The sequence below is a fragment of the Sphaerisporangium cinnabarinum genome (genome assembly GCF_055567015.1).
Map to the genome: position 1 here is coordinate 146,430 of NZ_JBVHRG010000005.1, position 13,033 is coordinate 159,462.

The window sequence follows — 13,033 nt, forward strand, 5'->3', positions numbered from 1 at the left end:
GCATTCCCGGCCCGGGCACCGCCGCGGGTGGCGCCGTCCCGGGGGGCGCGGCAGGCTGGGACCCACCGGAGGACGCCCGCCCAGGGCACCGGCGAGTCACCAGCGATGAGGAGAGAACCGATGCTGCTGCGTCACCTCGCGAGGCCCATGCTGGCCTCGTGGTTCGTCTACGACGGGGTCCAGGCCGCGCTCAAGCCCGCGGAGCACGTGCGAGCCGCGCGCGCGGGCGTCGAGCTCGTCGAGAAGCGCGTCGGCATCGAGGCCCCGCTGAGCGAGCGGCAGGTGACGACCCTCGTCCGCGCCCACGGTGCGGCGACGGCGGTCGCCGGCCTGTGCCTCGCCGTCGGCAAGGCGCCCCGGACCGCCGCGCTCACGCTCGCCGCGCTCACGGTCCCGCTGGCCGTCGTCAACCAGCCGTTCACGGGCGGCGAGGCCGCGCGGACCGAGCGCACGCGGAAGTTCGTCGCGAACCTCGGTGCGATCGGGGCCGCCCTCATCGCCGGCGCCGACTACGAGGGCCGGCCAGGCGTCCAGTGGCGTCTCGAGCGCGCGCGGCACGACCTCGCGCTCGCCAAGCAGGCGAAGCAGGAGGCCGTCGTCGCCGGGGCGAAGAGCACGGCGAAGGACGTGTCGCGCTCGGCACGACGGGCCGCCAAGGCCGCCCAGGACGCCGCGCAGCACGCCGCGAGCAGCACCGCGGGTGCCGTGCACGACGCCGGGGCCGCCGTCCGCGCCAAGGTCGCCTGACGCGTCGCCCCACGCGGCGGTGAGCCGTCCGCCCGGCGGGACCGGCCGCCGTCGGGCCGCGACGCTCCACTAGCCTGGACGCCATGACGACGCAGCCCCCCGCGCCCACCGACGCACCGTCCCCCGCCCCGGCCGACGCCTGGGTCGCGCCCACGGCGCGCGGGCCGCTCGACGCGACGGTCGAGGTCCCGGGGTCGAAGTCGCTGACGAACCGGCTGCTCGTGCTCGCCGCGCTCGCCGACGGCCCGGGGACGCTGCGGGGCGCGCTGCGCAGCCGCGACGCCGACCTCATGATCGCGGCGCTGCGCGCGCTGGGCGTGGGGATCGAGGAGGGCGCGTCGCCGACCGAGCTGCACGTGACGCCCGGCGCCCTGCGCGGACCCGTCGACGTCGACTGCGGCCTCGCCGGGACGGTCATGCGCTTCCTGCCGCCGGTCGCGGCGCTGGCAGACGGCGCGGTGCGGTTCGACGGCGACGAGGGCGCTCGGGTGCGGCCGATGGGCCCGGTGGTGGCGGCGCTCAGCGCGCTGGACGTCCCGGTCGCGGGCGACGACGGCGGCAGCCTGCCCACGACGCTCCCGTTCACCGTGCGCGGGCGCGGCCGGGTCCGCGGCGGGTCCGTGGACATCGACGCGTCGGCGTCGAGCCAGTTCGTCTCCGGGCTGCTCCTCGCGGCGGCGCGCTACGACCAGGGCCTCACGGTCCGGCACGTCGGGCACACGCTCCCGAGCATGCCCCACATCGAGATGACGGTGGAGGTCCTGCGCGAGGTCGGGGTCGTCGTCGACGACTCGCGCCCGGCGATCTGGCGCGTCGAGCCGGGGCCGATCGCGGCGCGCGACGTGCAGGTCGAGCCCGACCTGTCGAACGCCGCGCCGTTCCTCGCGGCCGCGCTCGTCGCCGGGGGCACCGTGCGCGTCACGGGCTGGCCGACGACGACCACGCAGCCCGGCGCGATGGTCCCCGAGCTGCTCGAGACCATGGGCGCGACGTCGTCCCTCGACGGCGACGTGCTCACCGTGACGGGCACGGGCGAGGTGCGCGGCGTCGACGTGGACCTCCACGCCGCCGGCGAGCTCGCCCCCACGATCGCCGCGCTCGCGGCCCTCGCCGACGGGCCCAGCCGCCTGCGCGGCATCGCGCACCTGCGCGGGCACGAGACCGACCGCCTGGCCGCGCTCGCGACGGAGATCACGCGCCTCGGCGGGCGGGCCGAGGAGACGCGCGACGGGCTCGTCATCACCCCGCGCCCCCTGCACGGCGCGGTCTTCCGCACCTACCACGACCACCGCATGGCGACCTCGGCCGCCGTGATCGGGCTGCGGGTGCCGGGCGTCGGCGTCGAGAACGTCGCGACGACGGCCAAGACGCTCCCCGGCTTCGCGGGCATGTGGGAGCGGATGCTCGGCGGCTCGGCCGGGCCGGGCGCCGGCTCGGGCACGGGCCCCGCAGCCGGCTCGGGGGCGGCGGCCCGCTGATGGCCCGCGTCCCGGACGAGTCCGACTTCCGCTCGCGCCCCGGCAAGCGCGGCAGCCGCCCGCGCACCAAGCAGCGCCCCGAGCACGCGGACGCGGTGACCGGGTTCGTCACGGGCGTGGACCGGGGCCGGTACACGCTGCTCGTGGGGGGGACCGACGACGGGACGGTCGTCGGCGCCGAGGACGAGCGCACGGTCCTCGCGATGAAGGCGCGCGAGCTCGGGCGCACCCGGATCGTGTGCGGGGACCGCGTCGACCTGGTCGGCGACGTCACCGGGGACGACGGCTCGCTCGCGCGGATCGTCCGCATCCAGGAGCGGTCGTCGGTGCTGCGCCGCACCGCCGACGACACCGACCCCTACGAGCGGGTCATCGTCGCCAACGCGGACCAGCTCGTCGTCGTCACCGCCCTCGCCGAGCCCGAGCCGCGCACGCGCATGATCGACCGGTGCGTCGTCGCCGCGTACGACGCCGGCATGGACGTCCTGCTGTGCCTCACCAAGGCGGACCTCGCGGACCCCGCGCCGCTGCGCGCGCTGTACGAGCCGCTCGGCGTCTCGGTCGTCGTCACGCGGCGCGCGCCCGACGGTCTCGCGCCGGACGGCTGGGCCATCGAGCCGCTCGACGCCGTGCGCGCGGCCCTGGCCGGGCGCACGTCGGTGTTCGTCGGGCACTCGGGCGTGGGCAAGTCGACGCTCGTCAACGCGCTCGTGCCCGACGCCCGGCGCGCGACGGGGCACGTCAACGACGTCACCGGGCGCGGCCGGCACACGTCCACGTCGGCGGTCGCGCTGCGCCTGCCGGGCGGCGGGTGGGTCATCGACACGCCCGGCGTGCGGTCGTTCGGGCTCGCGCACGTGCAGGTCGACCACCTGCTGCGCGCGTTCGAGGACCTCGACGCCGTCGCCGCCGCGTGCCCGCGCGGGTGCACCCACCTCGACGACGCGCCGGACTGCGCGCTCGACGACTGGGTGGCGGACTCCCCCGACGACGCGACCCGCGACGCCCGCGCGGCGCGACTGGAGTCTTTCCGGCGCGTGCTCACGTCGCGCACCGGCGCCGCCTGAGCCCGCACCCCGCGCGGCGCCTCCCCCGGCCCGCGCGCGCACCGCTACGGTGTGAGCCATGACGCCCCCCTCGACGCGCGGCTACGACGACGACCTGCGCCTCGCCCACGTGATCGCCGACCAGGTCGACGCCCACACCCTGTCGCGCTTCAAGGCGCTCGACCTGCACGTCGAGTCCAAGCCCGACTCGACGCCCGTGAGCGACGCCGACCGCACCGCCGAGGAGATCATCCGCGGCCAGCTCGGCCGGGCCCGCGGCCGCGACGCGATCGTGGGCGAGGAGTACGGCGAGACGGGCCACGGCGCCCGGCGCTGGATCGTCGACCCGATCGACGGGACGAAGAACTTCGTGCGCGGCGTGCCCGTGTGGGCCACGCTCATCGCGCTCGCCGACGGCGACGAGGTCGTCGTCGGGCTCGTGTCGGCGCCCGCGCTCGGCCGCCGCTGGTGGGCCTCGAAGGGCACCGGCGCGTGGACGGGCAAGTCGCTCGCCGCCGCGTCGCGCCTGCACGTCTCGGGCGTCTCGTCGTGGTCCGACGCGTCGCTCGCCTACGCGTCGCTCGACGGCTGGGAGGAGCGCGGGAAGCTCGAGCCGTTCCTCGACCTCATGCGCGGCGCGTGGCGCACGCGCGGCTACGGCGACTTCTGGTCGTACATGCTCGTCGCCGAGGGAGCGGTCGACGCGGCCGCGGAGCCCGAGCTCGAGCTCTACGACATGGCCGCGCTCGTGCCGATCGTCACCGAGGCGGGCGGGCGGTTCACGTCGCTCGACGGCGCCGACGGCCCGTGGGGCGGGAACGCGGTCGCGACGAACGGCCTGCTGCACGACCAGGTGCTGGGCCGCCTGGGCTGACGGGGCTCGTGGCCCGGCCGCGCCGCGGGTCCGCCGCGGGTCAGCCTCGGGGTCGCTTTGCCGTCAGCCGCGCGGCACGTCCTTGAGCTCGGACCAGTCGTACCAGAGCAGGTCGCGCTCGCCCACGCGCTCGATGGCCGCGTCGAGCGCCGTGTCCGCGTCGGGACCGTCGTCGTCCGCCGCGGCGAGCACGGCCTCGACGTCCGCGACCGCCTCCGGCTCGTCGACGTGCACGCACACGATCGCGACGTCGGGCACCGTCCGCAGCACCTCGACGGCGCTCGGCGCGGGCGCGTCCTCGTCGTCGGAGTCCTCGGCCCCCACGACCTGGACCGCGCCGTCGGGCACCTCGAGCGTGACGACGAGCCGCTGCCGCGGCGCGTCCGGGCGCGACGCGACGAGCGCGAGCGAGTCGTCCGCCGCCTCGAGGGCCGCCGCGTACTCGAGGCCCTCCTCGTCCTCGTCGGGCAGCGCACGCGTCAGCGCGGCGGTCACGGCGTGGGCGCCGCGCGGGGCGACGGTCCAGCGGGCGGCGTCGGCGGTCACGGTGACGGCGTCGAGCTCGTCGAGCGTCGCGGGGAGATAGATGCGCATGGGTTCAGTGTGCCGCCTCGAGCACCGGACCGGGCGCCGCACCACGCCCGGCCGGGACGGCCTCGCGCACGTGCTCTGCGAGGCGGGCGAGCGCGCGCCGGGCGGGGCTCGTCGGCGCGGTCTCGACGAGCGTCCTCCCCTCCCGGAGCGCCGCGTCCACCGCGGCGTCCTCCGGGACGACGTGCAGGTCCTCGACGCCGGCGTACCGCGCCATCGCGTCGCGCACCGCGCGCTCGGGCCGGGGCCCGACGACGCTCGCCCGCACCCGGTTCACGACGACGACCCGGGCCGCGGCGGCCGCCGCCCCGGAGTCTCCCAGCTCGTCGAGCGCGCGGACGAGGCGCTGGAGCCCGACCGGGTCGCCGCCGCCCACGACGACGACGACGTCCGCCGCCCCCAGCGCGCTGAGCGTCGCGTCGTGGCGCTGCGGGGCGCGGGTGTCGTAGCTGAGCAGCTCGTCCTGCTCGATGCCGAAGCCGCAGTCGACGACGGTCCAGTCCGCGACCGACCGTGCCACCTGCCACACCGCGTCGAGCGACGGGCCCGGCAGCTCGGGCCAGCGCGCCGCACGGGCGAGACCCGTGAGGACGCGGACCCGGGGCACGAGCACCGGCGCGAGCGCGCGGAGGCCCTCGGTGTCGAGCACGCCCTGCCCGGCGCTGCGGGCGGCGGCCGCGAGCCCCGGGGACTCGTCGAGCAGCCCGAGACGCTGCGCGACCGTCCCGCCGTAGGTGTCCGCGTCGACGAGCAGCACCTCGGCCGGTGGTGCCGCGGTGGTCGTGGCAGGCACGTCGACCTCCGCCTCGCGGCGTCCGGCACGGCGCCGCCGGGCCCGCCCCGCGGGTGCCGGGCCCGCGAGCTCGACGGCCAGGTTCGTCGCGACGGTCGTGCGGCCCGGCGCCCCTGTCGGACCCCAGACGGCGACAGTCCGGCCGTCGCGCCGGTCGCCCTCGCCGTCGGCCGGCACGGGCGCCGGGACGCGCGCGGGCGCGCCGGGCGGGCCCGCGTGCGCGGTGCGCGCCGGCACGACCGCCCGGACGGCGTCGCACAGGGTGCCCGGGGACCGGTCCACGTCCACCACGGTGTCCACCCCGTGGGCCCGCAGCCGGTCCTCCTCCCACGTGCCCCCGGGGGCGAGCGCGACGACCCGGACGTCGTGCGCGTGCAGCTCGGCCACGGCCTGCCGGTCCAGCGCCGGGAGGTCGTGCGAGACGACGGCGACCCGCCCGGCCCCCGCGGCCGCCGCGGCGAGCAGCTCGACGACGTCCGCGCACCGCCGCGTCACCCGCAGCCCCGACGCGTCGAGCGTCGTGACGACCTCCGCCTCGCGCGACCCGCGGACGGCACAGAGGACCGTCGTGACCGTGGTCGCGCCGCTCACCCCGCACCGCCGACCGGGACCAGCGCGAGGGTGCCCTCCCCCGCGACGGCGGCGAACACGGCGGGGAGGTCGTCGACCTCGACGAGGAGGTGCACCGTCACCGGGCCGCCGACCACGAGCGTGCCCTCGCCCTCGTCGACCTGGGCGACCGTGACGCCGCCGACGAGCATCTCCGGCACGGCGTCCGGCCCGTCCTGCGCACCGCCCGAGGACGGCTCGGCGCCGGTCTCCGGGACGTGCCAGAGGTCGACGTTGGCGCCGGCCACGATCCGCTCCGAGAGACCCGAGGTGACCGGCACCGCGACCGCGCGCACCGTGAGGTCGGCGGCCGCACCGAGCGCCGCCGCCGGCACGAGCTCGCCTGCGGCGACCGTCCGCAGGACCACCGCCTCGTCGGGGAGCCCGTCCTCGACGCGGAGGTAGTGGTCCGCCTGCGCGCCGAGGCGGACCTCGACCGTGCGCAGCTCGGCCGCGCCCACGGTCGTGCCCGGCGTGAGCGCCGTCCCGGCCGCGTACACCGCGACCGTCCGGCTCGCGCTGCTCACGGCCCAGGACCCCAGCGCGACGGACAGCGCCACCACGACGACCCCCACGAGGAGCCGCGGGTCCTTCCAGCCCGGACGCCGCAGCCGCGCGGCGGGCGGGGGCGTCGCGGCCCCCGGGACGGGTCGTTCCACGGTCGTCGTCATCCATCTCCCCCTCGGTGGTCGGCACGTCGCCCGTGCCGCGGCTTCATGATCCCCGCTCGGCGGGGTGCGTGGCAGGGCCTGTGGACGAGCACCTCTCCGGGGCGCGTGCGTGCCAGACTGACGCCATGTCCCAGCGGTTCCTCACCCTCGCCGACGTCACGGACGAGCTCAACATCTCGGCGGCGCAGGCGTACGCGCTCGTCCGCTCGGGAGAGCTGCCCGCGATCCAGGTGGGTGGTCGCGGCCAGTGGCGGGTCGAGGTCAGCGAGCTCGAGGCGTACATCCAGCGCATGTACGCGCAGACGCGCCAGCGCATCGAGGCGGGCGACTTCGACGGCTGACGGCACGCCGTCGCGCCTCCGCCTCCCCGTGGCGCGTCCCCGCGCCGTCGTGCGACGGCGTCCTCGCTCCTCCGGCACCCCCTGCCGCGTGCTCACCTCGGCACGTACCCCGTCTCCGCCTCGCTGACGCACACGACGGCCGACCACGGGACCACCCGCGCGCCGTGCGCGCTACCGGGCGACGGCTCGAGGTCGAGATGATCCTTCCCCACGCGGGCGACCCACCCGGAGCAGGACCCGGCAGCCGTCCGCACCTGGACCGGTCTCCGGTCACGCTGGAGCGCGCGCAGCGCGTGACCGAGGCCGAGCGTCGCCGACCGGGACGAGCGCGGCGGGTCGGCGTGCCGTCCGAGACCACGCACCGCGACGACGGCGTCCAGCGGGACGAGGTGCTGACGGCGGCCGTCGGCGAGGAGCGTCCACTCCTGCGCGACCTCCCGCACCTCGCCGGTCACCGCGGACGCGTCGCGCAGGTCGAGCGTCACGACGCCCGGCGCGGCGCGCAGCCGCTCGGCGAGGGAGACGGTCGCGTGCTCGGCCCGCGTCAGGTCGGCCACGGCCGCGACGCGGTCCTGCGACTGCGCCGCGGCGAGCTGCGCCGCGAGGTCGTCGAACAGGGCGTCCCATCGCATCGGCACACCGTAGCGGGATGCCACCGCCCCGCCCCCTCGGTCGTCCACATCACGGGACGGACCTGGACAAGTCCCCGTCCCGGCCGATTAGATCGACCTGTTGTCATCAAACGACATCAAACGACATCAAAGGCCGTCGAGTGCGCGACGGCAGGCAGGGGGCATCGATGGACCGGGGTACTGCCGCACCCGGACAAGCCGGGGGTCTGCTCGTCCTCCTCGCGCTCGTCCTCGTCCTGGGCGGCGCGACGACCGTCCTGTCGCTCCGGGCGCGGCACCTCGCCTCCGCGCTGCCGACGCACCGCGTCGAGCCGCTCGTCGAGCTCGGCGCCGTGTCGATCGGCGCGCTGGCGGCACTCTGGGTGGCCCTGAGCGCGCTCGTGGCGCTGGCCTGCGTCGCCGCCCGCGCGGCGGGACGGTCCTGGTCGACGGGCGAACGGCTCCTCCGCCGCGCGGCGCCAGGTGTCGTCCGGCACGCGGCGCGGACCGCAGTCGGTGTCACCGTCGGCGCGGGCCTGCTCCTCACCGGCGGGACGGCGCACGCCGCGACGACCCCGGCGGACGATCCGGGCGTCGTGGCCGTCGACCTCGGGTGGCGACCCAGCGGTGCCGGCGCCGGGGACGAGGGTGTCGGGCCAGGGAACGCCGCGTCGGAGGGCACCGCTTCGACGGCCCCGACGACGCCCGGCACCTCGCCCGCCACGGCGGACGGCTCCACGGCGGCGTCCGGCGGTCCGGCGGGCGCCCCGGCGGACGCCGCACCGGGCCGACCCGCGGTGGTCACCTCGGCGCCGCCGTCGTTCGTACCGGCGCCTCCAGTGCCGCCCTCCGGGGTGTCGGGTGGCGCCGACACGTCGCCGCAGGGCCCCGCCCGCTCGCACGGGGGCACCACCGCGCCGACCGGCGCGACGCCGCCGGTCGGCACCGAGAGCACTGGCGGGATAGACGCCGTGGACCACGGAGGGACGCACGCCGCCGGGCCGGGCGACGTCGGCCAGGGGGCGGAGGCCTCTGGCGCCGCGGGACCGACGGTCGCCGCCGAGGGGGCCTCGCCGGACGCCGGACTCCAGCGCGACGCGGCCCTGGCCGTGACGCGCGGCGCCCCCGGGCCGCAGGCTGCGCCGGAGGTCGTCGTCGTGCGCGGCGACTCGCTGTGGTCCATCGCCGCCCGGCACCTGCCCGCGGGCTCCACCGACCGCCAGGTCGCGGAGGCGGTGGAGCGCTGGTACGCGACGAACGCCCACGTGGTGGGCGCCGACCCCGACCTCGTCCGGCCGGGCCAGGTCCTCGTCGCACCGCCCGCCTGACCACCGCCGACCTCGAAGGAGCCCCACCATGACCGCTCCCCTGCTGGCCGGCGCGCACGCCCCGGTCATCACCACGACCCCCTCGACCGCACCGGCGGCCCCACCGACGAGCGGGGACGGCGCCCGCCCGCTCCGTGCGACGAGCGTCCCGTCCGCCCCGCCGGCGCGACTGCTCCGCTGCCTCGGCGACCCGACCGTCGCCACGGTGGACGTGTCCGACCCGACGACTGCCCGCGTGCCGCAGCACGTCGTCCGGGGCCGTCCCCTCGGGCGCCCCACGACGCCCGTCCCCCTGCCGGACCCGACCGCGCTGTGCTGCGCCGTGGTCCGGGCGGCGGTCGAGGTCGTCCGGGGCGAGCGCACGGTCGGACAGCTCGCGCGATGGGTGTCGCCGGAGATCTACGAGGCGCTCGCCCGGCGCGCCCGGATCGTCGCCGACGGTCCCGGCGAGACCCCGGCCCGCCCGGTCGCCGTCCGTCGCGCGCGGGTGCTGCGGATCGGCGACGGCGTCGCCGAGGGGACGGTCGTCGTCCAGGACGGGGACCGGGTCCGCGCCGCCGCGGCGCGGCTGGAGGCCCGCCGCGGGGCCTGGCGCGTGGTCGCGCTCGAGATCGGCTGAGCCCGCCCCGGACCGGGCACGACGCCCTTCCCGGACCCGACATCCCCGAGGGCCTTCCTGGCTGGGCACGACGACGGCGAGGCGCCACCCGCAGGTGGACGCCTCGCCGTCGTCGTCAGGTCACCCGGCGTACGGGTGCCCGGTCAGGCCTCGTTCTGGCCGTGGCAGACCTTGTACTTCTTGCCCGAGCCGCACGGGCACTGCGCGTTGCGGGGCGTGCCCGGGAAGGTCCGGCCGTCGCTCTCGACCGCCGTCGCCTCGCCGTGCAGCGCGCGGCGCGAGCGTCGGCCCGCGTCGCCCGACACCACGGCCTGGCCGGTGCCGTCCTCGCTCGGGGCGGTGTACGACAGCGGGACCTGGCGGTCCGGGCCGTCGAGACCCTTCGCGATGAGTGTGCCGGGGCGGTCGCCACTCGGGCCCTCGGCCGCGGCACGCGCCGCCACCGGCTCCGGAGCGACCGGCGCGTCCTCGACGGGCGCGTCCTCGACGGAGGCGTCCTCGACCGGCTCGTCCGCGACGGGAGCACCGTCGACGGGCGCGTGCTGCGCCGGAGCCGCCTCGCGCTGCGCCGCCGCCGCGAGACCGGCCGCCGCACCGGCCGACGCGGCACCCGCCGCGCCGCCGAGCGCCTGGCCCGCGGCCGACTGCGCGGCCTGCGCCGCGCCCGCGACGGAGATCGCCGGCGCCTGGCCCGTGGCCGCACCCGGCTCGGCGACCTTGACCTCGAGGTTGAAGAGGTACCCGACCGTCTCCTCCTTGATGGCCTCGGTCATCGCCTGGAAGAGCTGGAAGCCCTCGCGCTGGTACTCGACCAGCGGGTCGCGCTGCGCCATCGCGCGCAGCCCGATGCCCTCCTTGAGGTAGTCCATCTCGTAGAGGTGCTCGCGCCACTTGCGGTCGAGGACCGAGAGCGTCACGCGGCGCTCGAGCTGGCGCATGTTCGCCGCGCCGAGCTGCTCCTCACGGTTCTGGTAGGCGATGCGGGCGTCCGAGAGGATCTCCTCGAGCAGCATCTCGCTCGTGAGGCGGGTCTCGCCGCCGGCCTGCTCCACGACCTCGTCCACCGTGATGGAGATGGGGAACACCGCCTTGAGCGCGGTCCACAGCCCCTCGAGGTCCCAGCTCTCCGGGTTGCCCTCGGTCGTCGCACCCTCGACGTACGCGGTGACCACGTCGGTGAGGAAGTGCTGCACCTGCTCCTGCAGGTCCTCGCCCTCGAGCACGCGGCGACGCTCGTCGTAGATGACGGTGCGCTGGCGCGACAGGACGTCGTCGTACTTGAGGACGTTCTTGCGGATCTCGAAGTTGCGCGACTCGACCTGGCCCTGCGCGCTCGCGATGCCACGCGTGACCATCTTCGACTCGAGCGGCACGTCGTCGGGGAACCCGGCGCGGTTCATCATCGACTCGGCGAGGGTCGAGTTGAACAGGCGCATGAGGTCGTCCTGCATCGACAGGTAGAACCGGGACTCGCCCGGGTCGCCCTGACGACCGGAGCGACCACGGAGCTGGTTGTCGATGCGGCGCGACTCGTGCCGCTCGGTGCCGAGGACGTACAGACCGCCGAGCTCGCGGACCTCGTCGTGCTCCGCGGCGACCGCGGCCTTCGCCTTCTCCAGCGCGTCGGGCCAGGCGGCCTCGTACTCCTCCGGGTTCTCCGCCGCGTCCAGGCCGCGCGCCGCGAGGTCGGCGACCGCCATGAACTCGGCGTTGCCACCGAGCATGATGTCCGTACCACGACCGGCCATGTTCGTCGCGACCGTCACGGCGCCCTTGCGGCCCGCGAGCGCGACGATCGCCGCCTCGCGCTCGTGCTGCTTCGCGTTGAGGACCTCGTGCGGGACGCCCTGCTTCTTCAGCTTGGACGACAGGAGCTCCGACTTCTCGACGCTCGTCGTGCCGACGAGCACCGGCTGGCCCTGCGCGTGGCGCTCGACGATGTCCGCGACGACGGCGTCGAACTTGCCCTCCTCGTTCTTGTAGACGAGGTCGGGCTGGTCGACGCGCTGCATCGGGCGGTTCGTCGGGATCGGCACGACGCCGAGCTTGTAGGTGCCCTGGAACTCGGCCGCCTCGGTGTCGGCGGTACCGGTCATGCCCGCGAGCTTGGAGTACAGGCGGAAGTAGTTCTGGAGCGTGATCGTGGCGAGCGTCTGGTTCTCCGCCTTGATCTGCACGCCCTCCTTGGCCTCGATGGCCTGGTGCATGCCCTCGTTGTACCGACGGCCGGGCAGGATGCGGCCCGTGTGCTCGTCGACGATCATGACCTCGCCGTTGAGCACGACGTAGTCCTTGTCGCGCTTGAAGAGCTCCTTCGCCTTGATGGCGTTGTTGAGGAACCCGATGAGCGGCGTGTTGAGCGACTCGTACAGGTTGTCGATGCCGAGGTAGTCCTCGACCTTCTCGATGCCGGGCTCGAGCACGCCGACGGTGCGCTTCTTCTCGTCGACCTCGTAGTCCGTCCCGGGGTTGAGACGGCGCACCACCTTCGCGAACTCGCCGAACCAGCGGTTCGTGTCGCCCGAGGCCGGGCCGGAGATGATGAGCGGCGTACGCGCCTCGTCGATGAGGATCGAGTCGACCTCGTCGACGATCGCGAAGTGGTGGCCGCGCTGCACGAGGTCGTCCGTGGACCACGCCATGTTGTCGCGCAGGTAGTCGAAGCCGAACTCGTTGTTCGTCCCGTACGTGATGTCGGCGGCGTACTGCTCGCGCCGCTGCGCGGGCGTCTGGCCGGACAGGATCACGCCGGTCGACAGCCCGAGGAAGCGGTACACGCGGCCCATGAGCTCGGACTGGTACTTCGCCAGGTAGTCGTTCACCGTGACGACGTGGACGCCCTTGCCCTCGAGCGCGTTGAGGTACGCGGCCGTCGTCGCGACGAGCGTCTTGCCCTCACCGGTCTTCATCTCGGCGATGTTGCCGAGGTGCAGCGCCGCGCCGCCCATGAGCTGGACGTCGAAGTGCCGCTGGCCGAGCGTGCGCCGCGACGCCTCGCGCACCGCGGCGAACGCCTCGGGGAGCAGGTCGTCGAGGGTCTCGCCCGCCTCGAGGCGCGCCTTGAAGCGGTCGGTCTCCTCCCGCAGCTCCTCGTCGGTGAGATCCTCGAAGCCGGGCTCGAGCTTGTTCACCTGGTCGGCGATGCCGGACAGCTTCTTGAGGATCCGGCCCTCGCCGATGCGAAGGACCTTGTCGAGGATCGAAGGCACGCAGGACTCCCGTATCGATCGGTGCCCGGGCCGGGTGGTCCGGGAGCAGAGCCGACGCTCTGCCGCGCGGGCGCGCACGGCAGCGGACGTCGGCAACGTCACACAACATCGTAGGG

Annotated in this window: 12 protein-coding genes; 7 read left to right on the forward strand and 5 right to left on the reverse strand. The window is 76.0% G+C overall.

Annotation, left to right across the window (positions count from 1 at the left end; translation table 11 throughout):
• The first annotated feature begins 120 nt into the window (after positions 1–120).
• From ACZ4MO_RS09390 to hisN, 4 genes are all read left to right on the forward strand, one after another.
• Complete coding sequence (locus ACZ4MO_RS09390; RefSeq protein WP_175009155.1) at positions 121–747, forward strand: DoxX family membrane protein; 627 nt, start codon at positions 121–123, stop codon at positions 745–747.
• Between the two features lie 83 nt (positions 748–830).
• Positions 831–2,225: a 3-phosphoshikimate 1-carboxyvinyltransferase gene (aroA, locus tag ACZ4MO_RS09395; RefSeq protein WP_175009154.1), complete on the forward strand. Its 1,395-nt coding sequence runs from the start codon at positions 831–833 to the stop codon at positions 2,223–2,225.
• Complete coding sequence (gene rsgA / locus ACZ4MO_RS09400; RefSeq protein WP_175009153.1) at positions 2,225–3,292, forward strand: ribosome small subunit-dependent GTPase A; 1,068 nt, start codon at positions 2,225–2,227, stop codon at positions 3,290–3,292. Before aroA ends, rsgA begins: the two co-directional genes overlap by 1 nt.
• A 58-nt stretch (positions 3,293–3,350) precedes the next feature.
• A complete protein-coding gene (hisN, locus tag ACZ4MO_RS09405) occupies positions 3,351–4,145 on the forward strand; it encodes a histidinol-phosphatase (protein ID WP_175009152.1) in 795 nt (264 codons plus the stop codon).
• A gap of 63 nt (positions 4,146–4,208) precedes the next feature.
• On the opposite strand, the gene ACZ4MO_RS09410 is transcribed toward hisN, so the two are convergent.
• Genes ACZ4MO_RS09410 through ACZ4MO_RS09420 form a run of 3 tightly spaced genes read right to left on the reverse strand, consistent with a single transcriptional unit; the run spans position 4,209 to position 6,809 of the window.
• Complete coding sequence (locus tag ACZ4MO_RS09410) at positions 4,209–4,739, reverse strand: DUF6912 family protein (RefSeq protein ID WP_175009151.1); 531 nt, start codon at positions 4,737–4,739, stop codon at positions 4,209–4,211.
• Positions 4,740–4,743: 4 nt separating this feature from the next.
• On the reverse strand, positions 4,744–6,120 hold the full coding sequence (locus ACZ4MO_RS09415) for a CpaE/TadZ family protein (RefSeq protein WP_175009150.1): 1,377 nt from the start codon (positions 6,118–6,120) through the stop codon (positions 4,744–4,746).
• Complete coding sequence (locus ACZ4MO_RS09420) at positions 6,117–6,809, reverse strand: hypothetical protein (RefSeq protein ID WP_499278763.1); 693 nt, start codon at positions 6,807–6,809, stop codon at positions 6,117–6,119. The genes ACZ4MO_RS09415 and ACZ4MO_RS09420 overlap by 4 nt, the downstream gene beginning before the upstream one ends.
• A gap of 125 nt (positions 6,810–6,934) precedes the next feature.
• Here ACZ4MO_RS09420 and ACZ4MO_RS09425 point away from each other — a divergent pair, with 125 nt between their 5' ends.
• Positions 6,935–7,150, forward strand: coding sequence for a helix-turn-helix domain-containing protein (locus tag ACZ4MO_RS09425; protein ID WP_175009148.1), 216 nt, complete (start codon positions 6,935–6,937; stop codon positions 7,148–7,150).
• A 92-nt stretch (positions 7,151–7,242) separates the two neighbouring features.
• Here the strand turns inward: ACZ4MO_RS09425 and ACZ4MO_RS09430 are convergent, their stop codons facing one another.
• Positions 7,243–7,782, reverse strand: coding sequence for a hypothetical protein (locus ACZ4MO_RS09430; protein ID WP_175009147.1), 540 nt, complete (start codon positions 7,780–7,782; stop codon positions 7,243–7,245).
• A gap of 167 nt (positions 7,783–7,949) precedes the next feature.
• Here ACZ4MO_RS09430 and ACZ4MO_RS09435 point away from each other — a divergent pair, with 167 nt between their 5' ends.
• The gene (locus ACZ4MO_RS09435; protein ID WP_175009146.1) at positions 7,950–9,089 is read left to right on the forward strand and encodes a LysM peptidoglycan-binding domain-containing protein; all 1,140 of its coding nucleotides are present in this window, start codon (positions 7,950–7,952) and stop codon (positions 9,087–9,089) included.
• Positions 9,090–9,117: 28 nt separating this feature from the next.
• Positions 9,118–9,708 carry an Rv3235 family protein gene (locus ACZ4MO_RS09440; RefSeq protein WP_222592395.1) on the forward strand — a complete coding sequence of 197 codons (591 nt, stop codon included), beginning with the start codon at positions 9,118–9,120 and terminating at the stop codon, positions 9,706–9,708.
• 143 nt (positions 9,709–9,851) lie between these two features.
• Here the strand turns inward: ACZ4MO_RS09440 and secA are convergent, their stop codons facing one another.
• Positions 9,852–12,917, reverse strand: a complete 3,066-nt coding sequence (secA, locus tag ACZ4MO_RS09445; protein ID WP_175009145.1) for a preprotein translocase subunit SecA — start codon at positions 12,915–12,917, stop codon at positions 9,852–9,854.
• Positions 12,918–13,033: the final 116 nt, after the last annotated feature.